This window comes from Stenotrophomonas sp. NPDC047960, from assembly GCF_043204395.1.
Lineage (GTDB): Bacteria > Pseudomonadota > Gammaproteobacteria > Xanthomonadales > Xanthomonadaceae > Stenotrophomonas.
Genome location: NZ_JBIDBX010000003.1, coordinates 70,051 through 86,734, shown reverse-complemented (window position 1 = coordinate 86,734; position 16,684 = coordinate 70,051). Strand labels below are relative to the sequence as shown.

Genomic DNA, 16,684 nt, shown 5'->3' with positions numbered 1-16,684 from the left:
GCGTGTCCCTACGCGTGCAGCCCACCATCACGCGACGTTGCAGCCCACGCCCAACATGCGTCCCCACAACGGGTGCACCCACCCCCAACATTCGACCCCAAACCCAAGCGACCAAGGATCGTAGTGACACGCCATGCTTGTCAAAGCCATCATCCTGCGCACGTAACCGAGCCATGCGTGTCAAAGCCACGCCCCTGTGCACGTAACCCACTGGACGTCCCGTAACATCCCCAAATGGATTCCCTAAGCCAGATAGTCTTGGGCGGCGCCGTCGCCGCCGCCATCGCCCCTGCCGGCCACCGCCGCGCCGCGCTGCTTGCCGGCGCCGCGCTGGGCACCCTGCCGGACCTGGATGCCCTGCTGCTGGCCTTCACCGCCACCGATCCGGTCGCGCTGATGACCGAACACCGCAGCTACAGCCACTCGCTGCTGGTGCTGCCCTGGGTGGCGCTGTTGATCTGGTGGGGTTTCAAGCGCTTCGGCCACGGCCGCGTGGCGCAGGCGCCGGCGCGCTGGTTCTGGGCGATCCTGCTGGCGCTGATCACCCATCCATTGCTCGATGCGTTCACGGTGTACGGCACCCAGCTGTGGTGGCCGTTCACTCCGCCGCCGACGATGTGGTCCAGCGTCTTCATCATCGACCCGCTGTACACGGTGTGGCTGCTGCTGGGCTGCGCGGTGGCATGGTTCGCGCGCAGCCGCCCGCTGGCGCAGAAGGCGCTGCTGGCGGGGCTGGTGCTGAGCACCGGGTACCTGGGCTGGTCGCTGGTGGCCAAGCACCAGGTCGACCGCGAAGCCGACCGTGCGCTGGCGGCGATGGGGCTGGGCGATGCGCCGCGGTTCTCGGTCGCCACGCCGTTCAACACGCTGCTGTGGCAGGTGGTGGCGATGACGCCCAGCGGCTATGTGATTGGCGAGCGTTCGCTGGTGGCCGACCGTGGGCCGATGACGTTCCGTGGCTATCCCTCAAACGTGCAGGCGCTGCGCCAGGCCGCGCACCTTCCCGCCGTTGCGCGGTTGAACTGGTTCAACCGGGGCTTCATGCGCGCGCAGGTGGTCGATGGCCAGCTGCAGTTGAGTGATCTGCGCATGGGGCTGGAACCGGATTACACCTTCACCTTCGCGGTGGCTCGCGCGGAGGGGGACCGCTGGGTGGCGATCCCGCCGGAGCAGCTGCGCCCGGCCTACGAAGGCGAGCAGGGCAGGGCGCGGGTCAAGCGCCGGTTCGCGGTGATGTGGGAGCGGATCTGGAACGCGCCCTGATTCAATACACCGTGGCGCGGGCCTGCACGAACGAGAAGAAGAACACGGCGTTCGGGTCGTTCTGCACCAGGCTGAACTCGCGGCGCATGCCGTCCACGGTTTCCTGGTCGACCAGGCCGGCTTCCAGCAGCGGGTCGGCGGCCGACAGCAGCAGCTGTTCCCAGAAGGCGATCATGGTCTTGCGCCGGGCCGGTTCGCGGTTGTCCAGGTGGATGGTCTTGATCTCGGTGTGCACGTCGCGGAAGCCGCCGGCCAGCAGCAGGTTGCCGAGCTTGGCGCCGACGAACGGGTCGCCGCCGTGGTCGTACTGGAAGTCGTTGAAGGCCATCCAGTAGCGCCAGATGTGCGGCGAGTACGGGTCGAGCAGGAACGAGGCGTTCATCACTTCGGTGACGTAGACAGGCGAGCCGGGCACCAGCACACGGCGCACTTCGTTGAGCACGCGGGCGGGCGAGGGCACGTGTTCGAGCACCCAGCACAGGAACGCGGAATCGAACTCGCGCGCGCCGAACGGCAGGTTGCCTGCGTCGGCCTGCAGCAGGGTGTAGCGCTCGCTGCACCACGGTGTTTTCTCGAGGTTCTGGCGGGCGGTGGCCAGCTGCGTTTCGCTGAGGTCCACGCCGGTGACGTGCAGTTCGGGGAAGCGGCGCAGCAGGATCTCGGTCTGGGCGCCAACGCCGCTGCCGACTTCGAGCAGGCGCTGGGCGCCGCTGTAGTCGATGTTGTTGAAGATGGACGATTCCAGCAGGCGGGCCTGGGTGACCAGGCGGTGCTGTTCGGTGCTGGAGAAGCCGTGCAGGTAGGTGGGGGCGGCAATCGGGGTCATGGCGGTCACGTGGCGCGGGGCAGGCCCGGCGATGGGGGGATCAGGCGGCGGAAGACAGCGGTTCGCCGGCGGCCAGTGCGGTGAAGTAGTCGGTGGTCAGGGCGATCTGGCCTGCGGCGTCTTCGGCGCGGTTGACCACGGCGCGGAAGGCGGCATTCTCGGGGCGGTCCTTGGCATACCAGCCCAGGTGCTTGCGGGCGATGCGCACACCCTGGGGTTCGCCGTAGAAATCGTGCAGGGCATGCAGGTGGCCGAGCAGGATGTCGCGTACTTCGTGCAGGCTGGGCGGCGGCAGCAGGGTGCCGGTGGCAAGGTAATGGGCGACTTCGCGGAAAATCCACGGTCGGCCCTGTGCCGCGCGGCCGATCATGACGGCGTCGACGCCGGTCTGGGCGAGTACGTGGGCGGCCTTCTGCGGGCTGTCGATGTCGCCGTTGGCGATCACGGGGATGCGCAGGGCGGCCTTGATGGCGGCGATGGTCTCGTATTCGGCGCTGCCGGTGTAATGCTGGTCGCGGGTGCGGCCATGCACGGCGAGGGCGGCGATGCCGCTGTCTTCGGCGATGTGGGCGATGCGGGGGCCGTTGCGGTGGTCGCAGTCCCAGCCGGTGCGGATCTTGAGGGTGACCGGGACATCGACCGCGCCGACGACGGCGCTGAGGATGCGGGCGACGAGGTCTTCGTCGCGCATCAGGGCGGAGCCGGCCCAGGCGTTGCAGACTTTCTTGGCGGGGCAGCCCATGTTGATGTCGATGATCTGGGCGCCGTGGTCGACGTTGTAGCGGGCGGCGTCGGCGAGCTGCTGGGGTTCGGTGCCGGCGATCTGGACGCTGATGGGGTCGGGTTCGCCGGCATGGTCCATGCGGTGGATGGATTTGCGGGTGGTCCAGAAGCGGGGGTCGGAGATGGTCATTTCAGACGCGGCCAGGCCGGCGCCCAGGCGCTTGCACAGCAGCCGGAACGGTTTGTCGGTGACGCCGGCCATGGGGGCGAGCACCACGTTGGGCTGGATGTTGTAGGGACCAATCTGCATGCCGGCATTGTAGTGCCGGCCGATGGCCGGCAACCAAGCAGACCCCGGCGATCCGGCCCCACATTCAGGCCTATCCGGAAGGCCCTGATGCCGTACGGGCATGAGCAGATGCTTGACGGTTGCTTCCCGCGCCCCCAGTGGTGGGTGATGTTGGGCGGTTATGTTGCGTTGAAACCCAGAGCAAGAGCAACTTCAAAGGCGTCGGCTCTGCTTGGTCCCACGGCTTGGCAGGTCAGTGTGGGTTTGCGGGGGACGCCGTAAACCCATCCATGGGGGCTTGGTCGCGGCATCCATGCCGCTCACACCCCCGCAAACCCACCCCGACCTGCCTTTGAGACATTGTCGGTGACGGTACGAACGTCAAATGCAGAGGCAGAAAAAAACCGGCGCTTTGCGCCGGTTCTGGTAGAGCACGACCGTTGGTCGTGCTGCGTTACACGTCCGCGGGCGTGTAATGCGGCATGGCGACGGCGGCGCCTTCCTTTTCGGTTGAGCGGCCGGCGAACTGGTTGGCGAAGCGGACGTGGCGGGCGAAGGCGGCGTCCGGGTCCTGGGCCAGGGAGGCGACCAGGGCGCCGTTGAAGGCGTCGCCCGCGCCGGTGGTGTCGAGCACCTGCACCTGTTCGGCGCCTACGCGGTAGTAGGGCTGGGTGTCGCCGCGCAGGTTCTCTTCGGCGTGCGAGACGAACACGCCGACGGCGCCGAGGGTGACCACCACGGTGCCGTTGCCGACCAGCTTGCGGCACAGGGCGTGCAGGCTGGCGCCGTCGAGGGCGGCAACGTCGTCGGCGTCGACGCGTTCGCCGACATGGCGGCCGAGCAGGGCGGCGAATTCGGTTTCGTTGGGGGTCAGCACGTCGGCGAGCTTGAGCAGGCCGATGCTGGAGGGAGCGTCGGCCGGGGCGGCGTTGAGGACGGTGGTGGCACCGGCTTCGCGGGCGATGGCCAGGGCCGCTTCGATGGTTTCGACGGGGGATTCGAGCTGGGCCAGCACGACCTTGGCCCCGGCCAGCAACGCGCGCTGCTGTTCGATGTAGGCGGTGCTGAGCGCGGCGTTGGCACCGGGGCCGATCACGATGGTGTTGCGGCCGCGGCTGTCGACGTAGATGCCGCCGGTGCCGGTGGGCTCGGTGCTGGCCTCGGCGCTCAGGGCGAAGCCGTCCTGTTCGGCCAGGCCGCGGGCCATGGCGCCGCCGGCATCATCGCCCAAGGCGCACAGGAAGGTGGTCGGGGCGCCGGCACGGCGGGCGGCCACGGCCTGGTTGAAACCTTTGCCGCCGGGGCCGGTGCTGTAGCGGCCGGCGATGGTCGCACCCGGGGCCGGGAGCGATTCGCAACGCCACACATGATCCACATTGAAGGAACCGACAACGACGACACTGCTACTCATAAAGACTGTTTCTCGGGAACGGATATCAGCTGAAATGCGTCAGCACGCCGGCGATGGTCGCCGTCATGAAGGTGGCAATGGTACCGCCCAGTACCGCGCGCAGGCCGAACTTGGCCAGGTCGTGGCGGCGCTCCGGTGCCAGCCCACCAATACCACCGATCTGGATGGCGATCGAGCTGAAATTGGCGAAACCGCACAGGGCGTAGGTGGCGATCAGGCGGCCTTCAGCCGACAGCGACACGCCGGGGACCTGGCCGTTGACGATCTCGGAGAGCTTGGAATAGGCGACGAATTCGTTGATGACCACTTTCTGGCCGATCAGCGAGCCGACGGTGGTGGCATCGGCCCACGGCGTGCCGATCACCCAGGCAATCGGGGCCAGCAGGTAGCCGAAGATGGTCGAGAGGTCGGTCGGGCGGCCGATCATGGCCTGCAGGCCGGTGATTTCGCCGAACCAGGTCAGCGGGGCGTTGAGCAGGGCGATCAGGGCGATGAAGGCCAGCAGCATGGCGCCGATGTTGAGGGCCAGCTTGAGGCCGTCGCCGGCACCGGCGGCAGCGGCGTCGATGATGTTGCTGGAGGTTTTCTCCACTTCCATCTTGACGGTGCCACGGGTCAGCGGGGTGCCGGTTTCGGGCACCAGCAGCTTGGCCACCACCAGGGTGGCGGGGGCGGCCATGATGCTGGCGGCCAGCAGGTGCTTGGCGTAGAAGGCCTGCTGCACCGGGTCGTTGCCGCCCAGCATGCCCACGTAGGCGGCCAGCACGCCGCCGGCGATGTGGGCCATGCCGCCGATCATCATGGTGATCAGCTCGGACTGGGTCATCTTGGCGATGTAGGGGCGCACCGTCAGTGGTGCTTCGGTCTGGCCGATGAACACGCTGGCGCAGACGCTGGTGGTTTCCGCGCCGGACACGCGCATCACCTTGGTGATCGCCCAGGCCATGCCGCGCACGATCAGCTGCATCACGTTGAGGTGGTACATGACCCCCATCAAAGCCGAGAAGAAGATGATCGTCGGCAGCACCTGGAAGGCGAAGATGAACCCGAACTGGTTGGTGTCCATCAGGCTGCCGAAAATGAAGCGCGAGCCTTCGTTGACGAAGCTGAGCACCTTGACGAAGCCGTCGCCCAGCCACGAGAACGCTTCACGCCCGCCGGGCATCAGCAGCACCACCGCAGCGAAGGCGATCTGCAGGGTGATGCCGGTGATCACCAGCCGCCAGTCGACCGACCGCTTGTTGTTCGAGAACAGCCAGGCGATGCCGATCAGCACTGCCAACCCGAACAGGCCGAAGCCAATCCTGCCCAAACCTTCGACCATGTGACTTCCCTTGGGGCGCCGCGAAAAACGGGAAGCCTAGAGCAGCGGCCGGGGCGGAGCAAGGAAAAGCAGCGTACGGGGGCCGACCGGGCGTGATCAGGCAAGGATCCACATGGGTTCGGGCCCGCCGGGCGATACACTGATGCGACTCATTCCGGCCGCGCTCCCGGTGTCCTGGCGCGGCCATCCAGCAGGAGAAAACGCATGCACTACCGCCGCCTGGGCTCGTCCGGGTTGAAGCTGTCGGCCCTGTCCTTCGGGGCCTGGGTCACCTTTGGCGACCAGATCAGCCGTGACGAGGCCCGCAACCTGGTCGCCTGCGCCTGGGACCATGGGATCAACTTCTTCGACAACGCCGAGGGCTATGCGCGCGGCCGTGCCGAGCAGGTGATGGGCGATGTGATCGCCGACCTGCGCCTGCCCCGCGACGGGGTGTGCGTGTCCAGCAAGGTGTTCTTCGGCGCGGTGGACGAGCCTCGGCCGACCCAGCACGGCCTGTCGCGCAAGCACGTGACCGATGCCTGCCACGCCGCGCTCAAGCGCCTGCGGGTGGACTACCTGGACCTGTATTACTGCCACCGCCCGGATCCGGACACCCCGATCGCCGAGACGGTGCTGGCCATGGACACGTTGATCCGGCAGGGCAAGGTGCTGTACTGGGGCACCTCGGAGTGGTCGGCCGCACAGATCCAGCACGCGGTGGACGTGGCACGCCGCCACAACCTGCACCTGCCGACGATGGAGCAGCCGCAGTACAACCTGCTGCACCGCGAGCGGGTCGAGCGCGAGTACGCGCCGCTGTACGCCGATCCCGGTCTGGGCACCACGATCTTCTCGCCACTGGCCTCGGGCCTGCTGAGCGGCAAGTACAACGCCGGCTTCGAACCGGACTCGAGGCTGGGCCAGGCCCAGATGGGCTGGCTCCGCGAGCTGGTACTGGGTGATTCGGCAGAGGACCGCCTGGACAAGGTACGCGCCTACACCGCGCTGGCCGCCGAACTGGGCCAGTCGCCGGCGCAGCTGGCCATTGCCTGGTGCCTGCGCAACCCGAACGTGTCCAGCGTGATCCTCGGCGCCAGCCGGGTCAGCCAGCTGGAACAGAACCTGGGCGCCCTCGACGTGCTGGAGCAGGTGGCCGACGCCGACTGGCACCGCGTGGAAGCCATCTTCGCGTAGCGCCACGCCCTGCGTGGCTTCGCGGTGCCGGCGCCCTGCGGACAGCTACGCAGGGCATGGCTCCAACGATAGATTGTATCAATCGATTTACGAAAATCGATCATCAATTCCATCAATCAACATGAGAATGGTTGTTGATTGTGTACTGAGAATCATTATCATCTGACGTGTCCCTCGCACGAGTCCAGACAATGAACACTCAAGCCGCTGTACTGCTGCGCCCCGAAACGCTGTCCCTGCGCGACCGTCCGGTCCGCGTTGTTCCAGCCGAAGAAGTGATCGACAGCGAAGCCCTGCTCAAGGGTCGCCGCGAAATCCTGATCCAGCATGGCGACCGCTTCTATCGTCTGCGCCACACCAGCAACGACAAGCTGATCCTCACCAAATAACGGCCCGCCTCCCCCACGGGGTGCATCCGCGCGGCCGCGCGGAGCACTCCAGGCCCACCGCCCGCACCGCTCTCTCCCCCTCGGCACGTCGCCCGCGACCGTTCTGGTCGCCGGCGTCTGTCGGGGGTCTCCTTCCGCGTCCAGCCGACCCTGCCCATCCACATGACCCGTCCTACTGCGTTGAGCCTTGCCTTGTGGCTGGCGTTGCCCATGGCCGCCGCCCACGCTGCTGCCCCTGCCAGCTCCGATGCCGGCACTGACGCGCGCGACTTCGACCGCGTGCAGGTCACAGCCACCCGCACCGAACGCGCGCTCGGCGATGTGGCCGCCACCGTCGACGTGATCGACCGCGAGCAACTCGACGCCCACCTGGTGCGCAGCATCAAGGACCTGGTCCGCTACGAGCCGGGCATCTCGGTGACCAGCAGCCCGGCCCGTTTCGGCCTGGGCGGGTTCCGCATCCGCGGGCTGGATGGCAACCGCGTGCTGATCCAGACCGACGGCATCGCCATGCCCAAGGCCTTCACCATCGGCAGCTTCGCCGATGCCAACCGCAACTTCACCGACCTGGAAACGCTCAAGCGGGTCGAAATCGTGCGCGGCCCGGCCAGCGCGCTGTATGGCTCCGATGCACTGGGCGGGGTAGTGGCCTTCGTCACCAGGGACCCGGCCGATTACCTCAAGGATGGCAAAGACAGCCATATCGGCCTTAAATTCGGCTATGACGGCGAATGGAACGGCCTGCTCGGCAGCGCCACCACCGCCTTCGGCGGCGACCACTGGAGCGGCATGGTCAACGTCAACCATCGCCAGGGCCAGGAAACCGAAAGCATGGGCGACGTGCGCAGCAACGACCGCACCCGCACCGCCGCCAACCCGCAGGACCGCGATGGCCGCAGCGTGCTCGGCAAGCTGGTCTACGCGCCCAGCGAGGACCAGCGCTTCCGGCTGACGGTGGATGGCAACGAAGACCGCGTGGACACCGATGTGCTGTCGGCCATCGACCACACCACCACCACCGGCATGCAGGCGCGCGACCACCAGACCCGCGCGCGGGTGTCGTTCGCGCACGAGATGGACACCCTGGCCGCCGGGTTCGCCGACAGCCTGTCCTGGCAGCTGTACCGGCAGGACAGCGAAACCACCCAGCGCACCGATGAACAACGGGCCAACCGCACCACGCGCCACCGCGAGTTCAACTTCGACCAGCGCGTGTACGGCCTGCAGGCCGCGTTCCACAAGGCCCTGCAGACCGGCGCGGTCGAGCACGCGCTGACCTACGGTTTCGATGGCACCTGGACCCAAACGCGGCAGAAGCGCGACGGCTACCAGGTGCTGGCCAACGGCCAGATCAGCACCACGATCCTGCCCGATGCGTTCCCGGTGCGCGATTTCCCGATCAGCAGAACCACCGAGCTGGGCCTGTACGTGCAGGACGAACTGCGCTTTGCCAATGGCCGCTTCTCGCTGGTGCCGGGCGTGCGCGTGGACCACTACGAACTGCGCCCGGACGTGGACCCGATCTTCGCCGCCGACAACCCGGGCATGCCGGTATCGGACCTGACCAAGACCAGCGTGTCGCCCAAGCTGGGCATGGTGTGGCGCTTCGCCGATGACTGGTCGCTGTTCGCCGGCTACTCGCACGGCTTCCGCTCGCCACCGTACAACGACGTCAACCTGGGCTTCACCAACGTGATGTTCGGCTACACCGCCATTCCCAACCCTGACCTCAAGCCGGAAACCAGCGATGGGCTGGAGCTGGGTCTGCGTTACGTCAGCAAGGCCGCGTATGTCAGCCTGAGCGGCTACTACAACGACTACAAGGACTTCATCGAGTCCCAGCGGCAGGTGGGCATCAACCCGCAGGGGCTGATCGTGTTCCAGTCGCAGAACATCGCCGACGCGGAAATCTACGGTGCCGAGCTCAAGGCCGGGGTCGAGTTCGGCGAACTCAGCACCGCACTGGCCGGCTGGTCGTTGAACGGCGCGGTGGCGTGGTCGCGCGGCCAGGACAAGACCGACGACGTACCACTGGAATCGATCGATCCGCTGCGCGGCACACTCGGTGTGGCCTTCGACCGCGATGCGTGGGGCGTGGAGCTGCTGGGCACCTTCGCCAAGCGCAAGGACCGCATGGCCAGCGCCACCGCATTCCGCCCGGCCGGCTATGGGGTGCTGGACCTGGTGGCGCACTGGGACTTCGCGCCCGGCGCCAGGATCAACGTCGGCGTGTTCAACCTCGGCGACCGGAAATACATCGATTACTCCGCGATCACCTCCGCGCTGGCCTCCAGCAGCACGGTGATCGACCGTTACACCAACCCTGGCCGGAACGTCTCGGCCAGCCTTGCCGTGAGCTGGTAGCCATCATGAGCCGAGCCCTTTCCGCACTGCGAACCCCCGACCGGTACCTGCGCCCTGGCCAGCTGCCATCCCCGGAACAGCTGGCGGCACTGGGCACGGTGCTGTGTCTGTACCGGCCCGAAAGCAGCGAGCTGGGTGGCTGGAAACATGCCGTTTCCGCCCATGCCTGCCAGGGCATGGACAGCGAGGGCATCCGCGAAAGCCTGTGCTTTTCCGACGCGCGCGGCCGCTGCTGCTGGCGGCTGTACCTGTTGCCCGACAGCGACTTCCTGGCCTGGGACCGCCTGATCTCTGCGTTTCCGGCGCGGCCGGAGCCGGCCAATGAGGGCGGCGTGGCCGAACGTCTGTGGCGCCGGCTGGCCACGCGCCTGGGCGGCGAGCCCTGGCGCATGTGCGCGCTGCGCCTGCACGCCCGCACCGGCCAGGCACTGGCTGCCAGCGTGGCGCCATTGTCGGCGCTCGGCGCCATCGCCGCGCGCCGCATCGCGCGGGTCGAGGGCGCCGATGGCGAGCTGTGGGTGGACGAGTCCAACGTCGTACCGCTTGTCCATCTTCCTTCCACCCGACCTTCCTGAGGGATCTTCGTAGATGCAGTCGACGACCGTAGCGACACGCCATGCGTGTTCCACGCAATCTCCCGTCACCCCGAAAGACACGCATGGCGTGTCACTACGCGCCGGCTGTGCGTGGCTGCTGCTTGCCGCCAGCGGCATCGCTCACGCCCAGCCCTCCGACCTGCAGCGCGACCGCGCCAGCATCCTGGCCATGAAGGGCGAGCACATCGTCGATTTCGCCTTCGACGAAACCGTGCTGCTCAAGCCCGGCTATGAGCGTGCGCCGGCCGTGCGCAGCGGCGGCAACGAAGTGGTGATCGTGGTCGAGGACAGCCCGAAACGGATCGTGCTCCAGCACCTGCTGGTGGATGGAAAGAGCGGCCACGTGACCAAGCACTGGCGACAGGACTGGGTGTATCAAGCGCCGAACCGGTTCGAGTTCAGCGCCGACCAGACCTGGCAGGTGCGTTCGATCGATCCGGCGGTCAACGCCGGCGCGTGGACCCAGTGTGTGTATGAAGTGAGCGATGCCCCGCGTTACTGCGGCACCGGCCGGTGGGACTACCGCAACGGCGTGGCCACCTGGACCAGCGACCTCAGCTGGCGGCCGCTGCCGCGCCGCGAATACACCCGCCGCAGCGACTACAACGCGCTGGCGGTGGTCAACCGGCACACGCTCACGCCCAACGGTTGGACCCACGAACAGTTCAACACCAAGATCCTGCGCGGCGCCGACGGCAGCCAGCAGGAGATCGCGCGCGAGTTCGGCTTCAACGATTACAACCGCACCACCGAGGTCGACTTCAAGCCGGCCTACGACTACTGGAACGCGACGGCCGACTACTGGGCCAAGGTGCGCGCGCGCTGGAACGGCTACCTCGGGCAGGCGCCGGGCGTGCACCTGAAGACCAAGGTGGACGGCATGGCGATGATCATCCCGCTGTTCACCCAGGCCCAGGACATCCAGGACGGCAGGAGAGTGAAGGATCCGCAGATCGACGCGGTGTTCAGGCAGTGGGTGGAAAAGGCCCCGGCCGACGCCGCGCGCTGAGTGATGTAATGATCGAAACCTGAAGGTTATCCCGGCATCGAAGGTGACTACTTACTGCACCTGCAGATCGGGATACTTCTTGCGATGCAATTCTCCACACTGTTCACCGCGCTGGTCGGCGCCGCCGTGTTCCGGGGCGCGGGTGCCGCGCCGGTCGCCACGCCACAAACCGATGTGTTCCCACTGACTGATATCTGCAATGGCGGCCAGTCGTGGCCCGATGAAGTGCTCACACCGTTGAGTCGCAACTACGCCGCGTGTCACCGCCGGATGGAGGAAAATCCGCGCCTTTTCGGTGAAATCAGTCCCGTTGGCAGGCAGGCACTGTGTGTGGCCGAGGCGGGGTTCAAGGCCGGCTTGAGACGCGCGCTGGACGAGAAATCCAGCGAAATTCCGGTACGCCGTGAGGGGCTTCATCGGCTTGCCGCCAGCTATGCCGTCAATCCGATGCCCAGTCCCCGCACCGCAGGACACAGCTTGGACGAGCTCCGCAAGATCAACTTCGACGACTACCGGTTGAGCGCTTCCACGCAGTACAACAGCCAGCTGGAAGAGCAGGTGGCGATGCTGCCTGCATCGCAGCACCTGTCCTCGCCGCAGGACGATCAGCCAACACCCTGGCAGAACCACGAGCCGAAGTGGGTGCGTAGCGAGATCGCGGAACGCAATGCGCTGGTCACCTTGCGCGAAGTGGGAAAGCCTGAATCGCTCAGCCATGCGCAGGCCGATGCACTGCGTGCCCAGGTAGAGAAGATGCGCTTCGGCCATACAAAGATGAAACGCCGCATGCTCAAGGATGCGCGAAGGGAACTGGTGAACAAGCTTCGAATGGCAACCGAGCAGACCCCGACCGACCAGAGGCCGACCAGCCAACGGTCGGTTGCGACCGGATGACGGCGAAAAGCGTGGGATGCCAACCGACCAACGGTCGGCTGCTACCCGAGTGAGCGCGTGGCGCTCACTCTTTGAACATCAGAAACGCCGCGATCACGATCAACCCGAATGCGGCGTAATGGTTCCACTTCAACGGCTGGTCCAGGTAGAAGGCGGAGAACACCGCAAATACCACCAGGGTGATCACTTCCTGCATGCCCTTGAGCTGCGGCGCCGAGTACACCGCACTGCCCAGCCGGTTGCCCGGCACCTGCAGGCAGTATTCGAAGAAGGCGATGCCCCAGCTGACCAGGATCACCATCATCAGCGGCGCGCTCTTGTACTTGAGGTGGCCGTACCAGGCGAAGGTCATGAAGATGTTGCTGCCCAACAGCAGCAACACGGGGTAGAGGTAAGCGGTGAACGACGTACCGGGCATCGCGGGGGATCTCAAGGACGGGGAGGGGGATTATCCCTGCATGGTAGCCCCGGCCGGCGGCCGGACCGTGTGATGCCGGCGACGTGGCGACCGGTTCCTGTCGTTCTCTTCGGCGCCACCGTCAGGCTTCCCGCAGCGCCAGCGCCGGCGGGGTGTGCAGGATCCGCCGCGTACCCCACCAGCCGGCCAGCATGCTCAGCGCCACGCCCAGCGCGCCGCCCACCAGCAGCGGTCCCCAAGGCGGACTGAGCTGCAGTTCGAACACCTGGCGGGCCACCACGCTGCCCAGCAGCGCCGCGGTACCCACCGCCAGCAGCGAGGACAGCAGCCCCAGCGCGCCGAACTCCACCAGCACCGCGCCGCGCAGCTGGGTGCGGGTAGCGCCCAGCGTCCGCAGCACTGCGCTGTCGTAGCGGCGTTCACCGGCCGTGGCCTGCAGCGCCGCCAGCAGCACCAGCACCCCGGCCAGCAGACTGAAGCCCATCACCAGTTGCACCGCCTGGGTCACCCGGTCCACCACCTCGCGCACCCGTTGCAGGATGCTGTCGATATCCAGCAGGGAAATGTTCGGGTACTGCCGGGTCAATCCGGCCAGGGCCGGCGCCTGTTCGCGCGGCAGGTGGAAGGCGGTGATCAGGTTGTACGGCGCATCGCCGACCGCGCCTTCGTTGAGAAGCAGGAAGAAGTTGACCCGGAACGAATCCCAGTCGGCCTTGCGGATGCTGGTCACCGTGAAGCGCCGTTGCTGTTCGCCCATCTGCAGGGTGACCGTATCGCCCAGCTTCATCCCATAGCGCTCGGCCCAGCCCTGTTCGATGGACGCTTCGGCCGCGGTGCTGTCCGGCGCCCAGTACCTGCCGCTCAACAGGGCATTGGCCGGCGGGAAGTCATGTCGCCAGGAGAAATTGACCGGGCGGTTGGCGTCGTCGTCATCATTGCTGTTGTCTTGGCGCTCCAGGCGTCGCGGCGGCGCGTCGTTCACCGCCAGCAGCCGACCGGTGCTGAACGGCTCGATCCCCGGCGATGCCACCCCCAACCCGTCCAATGCCGCCAGCACCGCCTGGCGCTGCTCGGGCTGGATGTTCATCAGGAAATAATTGGGGGTATCGCTGGGCAGACGGTCGCGCCACTGCGCCAGCAGCCCCGGGCCGATCACCGACAGCAGCAGCAGCGCGCACAGCGACAGCGACAGCCCTACCAGCTGCATCACCGCCAGCCCGCGGCGACGGGTGAGCGCCGCAAGGCCCAGCTTCCAGCGCCCACGCAGGCGCGGCTGCAGGCCGCGCAGCAGCCACAGCAGAGCGGCACCGGCGGCGCCCGCCAGCAGCGCCAGCGCGGCCAGTCCACCCAGTACCCAGGCCGCCAGCCGAATGTCGCCGGTGGCCTGCACGGTGAGGGCCACGGTGGCTGCCAGCGCGGCGGCATACACCAGCAGCGAACTCGGCGGCAGGGTGGCGAAGCTGCGGTTGAGCACGCGCATCGGCGGCACCCTGCGCAGCCGCAGCAACGGCGGCAGGCCAAAGCCGAGCAGCAGCACCAGCCCGATCCCGGCCCCGCTCAGCGCGGGGGTGGCCTGCGGCAGCGGCAACCGGCCCGGAATCAGCCCGCCCAGCGCCTGCACCAGCCCGGCCTGGGCGGCCATGCCCAGCCCGATCCCGACCAGGCAGGCCGGGATGGCCAGCAGCACCAACTGCAGTGCCATGGCGCTGAGGATGTCGCGATTGCGCGCGCCCAGGCAGCGCAGTACCGCTACCTGGTCGATCCGGCGCAGGGCGAAGCGGTTGGCGGCCAGCGCGGTGGCCACGCCTGCCAGCAGCACCGCCAGCAGTGCGGCCAGCGACAGGAAGCGGCCGGCAAGGTCGAACGCGCCGCGCACGCCGCGCTGCGCATCGGCGATGCCGACGATGCGCAGGCCTTTGGCGCGCGGCTGCAGCCAGCCGCGGAAATCGGCGATCGCGTTGGCATCGCCGGCAAACATCATGCGGTACGAAGCACGGCTGCCCGGTCCGAGCAGGCCTGCGCGGTCCACATCGAGCCGGTTGACGAGCAGCGGTGGTGACAGCTGCATCAGCTCGCCGGAGGTATCGGGTTCGGCCTGCAGCACGCGGGTCACGGTAAGCGTGCCGGCGCCGAACTCGAGTGCATCGCCCACCTTCAACCCCAGGGCCTGCATCAAACGTGGGTCGGCATACGCTTCGCCCGCGGCCGGGGTGCCGGCTACTTCGCCGGCTCCTCCCGGAGCGCGGCTGACCCGCAGTTCACCGCGCAGTGGATAGCCGGCGCTGACCGCCTTGATGTTGGCCATCTGGCTCTCATCGCCATGGAACAGCACGCTGGGGAAGCTGACCATGCGGGTGCTGGCCAGGCCGCGCGTTCTTGCCTCGTCGGCAAAGGACTGCGGCACGTCCTGGCGGCCACCCAGGCCGAGGTCGCCACCGAGCATTTCCGCAGCGCTGCTGGTCAACGCCAGCGTGACCCGGTTGACCAGCGTGCCCACTGCGGTCATTACCGCTACGCCCAGCACCAGCGCGGCGAACACGGTCAGCAGGTCACCGGCCAGGAACTCCCGGCGAAGCGCGCGCCCGGCATGTCGCAGCACGTTCATGCGGTGATGCCGGCGGCATCGACCAGACGGCCGCCGTCGAGCCGGTAGATGCGCTCGCAACGCTGGGCCAGGCGCAGGTCATGGGTGACCAGCACCAGCGTGGTATCGCTGGTGGCGTTGAGTGCGAACAGCAGGTCGCTGATCTGCTGCCCGGTGGCCTGGTCCAGGCTGCCGGTGGGCTCATCGGCAAACAGGATGCGCGGCCGCGCTACGAAGGCACGCGCCAGCGCCACGCGCTGCTGCTCGCCGCCGGACAGCTGGCGCGGGTAGTGGCGGGCGCGGTGGGTCAGCCCGACCTGCGCCAGCACCTCGCGCACCCGCGCGGGATCCTCGCGCCCGGCCAGTTCCAGCGGCAACGCGATGTTCTCTTCAGCGGTCAGCGCCGGCAGCAGGTGGAAGCTTTGGAACACGAAGCCGACCTCGCGCGCGCGCAGCTGCGCGCGGGCTTCCTCATCCAGCGTGCCCAGCGTGGCGCCGGCCAGGGCGATGTCGCCACGGCTGGGAAGGTCCAGTCCAGCCAGCAGGCCAAGCAGGGTGGTCTTGCCCGAACCGGAAGCGCCGACGATGGCCACGCTCTCGCCTTCATGGACGGTCATGTCAATGTTGTCCAGTATGTGGACTTCACCCTCCGGGCCACGTGCGGACTTGCCCACGTTGTGGGCGGCAATGGCGACCGGCGCGCTGCGGGGGGACAGGCTGTCGATGAGGATTCTCCAATGTACCGAGCAAATTGGGCGGGCCGCATGGCCCAGGTGTTCCTGCTTCTGGCAGGGTTGCTGCTGTTGCCTGCACTGGCATGTGCCAAAGGTGCCGCCCCCCGGCACACGGTGCTGGTGGTCGGCGACAGCCTCAGTGCCGCCCACAATATCCCGGCTGCATCGGGCTGGGTAAACCTGCTTCAGCAGCGGGTTAGCCAGCAGATCACGCCACCGCCGGCGATCATCAACGCGAGCATCAGCGGCGAAACCACTGCCGGCGCACTGACCCGCCTGCCCGCGCTGCTGCAGAAGCACCGCCCGTCGGTGGTGGTGATCGAACTGGGCGGCAATGACGCGTTGCGCGGGTTGAGCCCGGCGCAGCTGCGGGGCAATCTGGAAAAGATGATCGTGGCCAGCCAGAAGGCTGGCGCGAAGGTCCTGCTGCTGGGCATTGACGTGCCGCCCAATTATGGGCCGGCCTACCGGGACCGCCTGCGCCAGACGTACACCGGGCTCGCCAGCCAGTACAAGGTGGCGCTGCTGCCCTTCCTGCTTGAGGGAGTGGCCCTGCAGCCCGGGTTGATGCAGGGCGACGGGCTGCACCCCACCGCCAAAGCCCAGCCGAAGGTGCTGGACAACGTCTGGCCGCTGCTCAAACCCCTGCTGACTGCCCCGCCCGGATGATCGGTGAGCAGCTTC

The 16,684-nt window shown here is 67.4% G+C and carries 15 protein-coding genes; 8 read left to right on the top strand and 7 right to left on the bottom strand.

Annotated elements, in window-relative coordinates; genetic code table 11:
* Positions 1-234: 234 nt before the first annotated feature.
* On the top strand, positions 235-1,263 hold the full coding sequence (locus ACGFZ3_RS08425; protein WP_392919114.1) for a metal-dependent hydrolase: 1,029 nt from the start codon (positions 235-237) through the stop codon (positions 1,261-1,263).
* Between the two features lies 1 nt (position 1,264).
* Here the strand turns inward: ACGFZ3_RS08425 and ACGFZ3_RS08420 are convergent, their stop codons facing one another.
* The 4 genes from ACGFZ3_RS08420 to ACGFZ3_RS08405 all read right to left on the bottom strand — a co-directional run bounded on the left by ACGFZ3_RS08420 (position 1,265) and on the right by ACGFZ3_RS08405 (position 5,836).
* A complete protein-coding gene (locus ACGFZ3_RS08420) occupies positions 1,265-2,089 on the bottom strand; it encodes a methyltransferase domain-containing protein (RefSeq protein WP_068849287.1) in 825 nt (274 codons plus the stop codon).
* Between the two features lie 40 nt (positions 2,090-2,129).
* Positions 2,130-3,122 carry a tRNA dihydrouridine synthase DusB gene (dusB, locus tag ACGFZ3_RS08415; protein ID WP_093536202.1) on the bottom strand — a complete coding sequence of 331 codons (993 nt, stop codon included), beginning with the start codon at positions 3,120-3,122 and terminating at the stop codon, positions 2,130-2,132.
* Positions 3,123-3,555: 433 nt separating this feature from the next.
* Positions 3,556-4,512: a ribokinase gene (locus tag ACGFZ3_RS08410; protein WP_282247624.1), complete on the bottom strand. Its 957-nt coding sequence runs from the start codon at positions 4,510-4,512 to the stop codon at positions 3,556-3,558.
* Between the two features lie 25 nt (positions 4,513-4,537).
* Positions 4,538-5,836: a NupC/NupG family nucleoside CNT transporter gene (locus ACGFZ3_RS08405; RefSeq protein ID WP_392919108.1), complete on the bottom strand. Its 1,299-nt coding sequence runs from the start codon at positions 5,834-5,836 to the stop codon at positions 4,538-4,540.
* A 204-nt stretch (positions 5,837-6,040) separates the two neighbouring features.
* Between ACGFZ3_RS08405 and ACGFZ3_RS08400 the strand changes: the two genes are divergently transcribed.
* From ACGFZ3_RS08400 to ACGFZ3_RS08375, 6 genes are all read left to right on the top strand, one after another.
* The gene (locus ACGFZ3_RS08400) at positions 6,041-7,012 is read left to right on the top strand and encodes a potassium channel beta subunit family protein (protein ID WP_392919104.1); all 972 of its coding nucleotides are present in this window, start codon (positions 6,041-6,043) and stop codon (positions 7,010-7,012) included.
* Positions 7,013-7,203: 191 nt separating this feature from the next.
* On the top strand, positions 7,204-7,401 hold the full coding sequence (gene hemP, locus ACGFZ3_RS08395; protein WP_392919101.1) for a hemin uptake protein HemP: 198 nt from the start codon (positions 7,204-7,206) through the stop codon (positions 7,399-7,401).
* Between the two features lie 162 nt (positions 7,402-7,563).
* Positions 7,564-9,765: a TonB-dependent hemoglobin/transferrin/lactoferrin family receptor gene (locus tag ACGFZ3_RS08390; RefSeq protein WP_392919098.1), complete on the top strand. Its 2,202-nt coding sequence runs from the start codon at positions 7,564-7,566 to the stop codon at positions 9,763-9,765.
* 5 nt (positions 9,766-9,770) lie between these two features.
* Positions 9,771-10,340, top strand: a complete 570-nt coding sequence (locus ACGFZ3_RS08385) for a Hemin transport protein (protein ID WP_392919095.1) — start codon at positions 9,771-9,773, stop codon at positions 10,338-10,340.
* A 115-nt stretch (positions 10,341-10,455) separates the two neighbouring features.
* Positions 10,456-11,370, top strand: coding sequence for a DUF6607 family protein (locus ACGFZ3_RS08380; protein ID WP_392919929.1), 915 nt, complete (start codon positions 10,456-10,458; stop codon positions 11,368-11,370).
* A gap of 84 nt (positions 11,371-11,454) precedes the next feature.
* Positions 11,455-12,264 (top strand): hypothetical protein, encoded by an 810-nt coding sequence (locus tag ACGFZ3_RS08375; protein ID WP_392919092.1) that lies wholly within the window; start codon positions 11,455-11,457, stop codon positions 12,262-12,264.
* A 64-nt stretch (positions 12,265-12,328) separates the two neighbouring features.
* Here the strand turns inward: ACGFZ3_RS08375 and ACGFZ3_RS08370 are convergent, their stop codons facing one another.
* The 3 genes from ACGFZ3_RS08370 to ACGFZ3_RS08360 all read right to left on the bottom strand — a co-directional run bounded on the left by ACGFZ3_RS08370 (position 12,329) and on the right by ACGFZ3_RS08360 (position 15,883).
* Positions 12,329-12,682 (bottom strand): DMT family protein, encoded by a 354-nt coding sequence (locus ACGFZ3_RS08370; RefSeq protein ID WP_392919089.1) that lies wholly within the window; start codon positions 12,680-12,682, stop codon positions 12,329-12,331.
* A gap of 121 nt (positions 12,683-12,803) precedes the next feature.
* The gene (locus ACGFZ3_RS08365) at positions 12,804-15,287 is read right to left on the bottom strand and encodes an ABC transporter permease (protein WP_392919086.1); all 2,484 of its coding nucleotides are present in this window, start codon (positions 15,285-15,287) and stop codon (positions 12,804-12,806) included.
* Positions 15,284-15,883, bottom strand: a complete 600-nt coding sequence (locus ACGFZ3_RS08360; RefSeq protein WP_392919084.1) for an ABC transporter ATP-binding protein — start codon at positions 15,881-15,883, stop codon at positions 15,284-15,286. Before ACGFZ3_RS08360 ends, ACGFZ3_RS08365 begins: the two co-directional genes overlap by 4 nt.
* A 120-nt stretch (positions 15,884-16,003) precedes the next feature.
* On the opposite strand from ACGFZ3_RS08360, the gene ACGFZ3_RS08355 reads away from it, so the two are divergent.
* Positions 16,004-16,669, top strand: a complete 666-nt coding sequence (locus tag ACGFZ3_RS08355) for an arylesterase (RefSeq protein WP_392919082.1) — start codon at positions 16,004-16,006, stop codon at positions 16,667-16,669.
* The last annotated feature ends 15 nt before the right edge of the window (positions 16,670-16,684 follow it).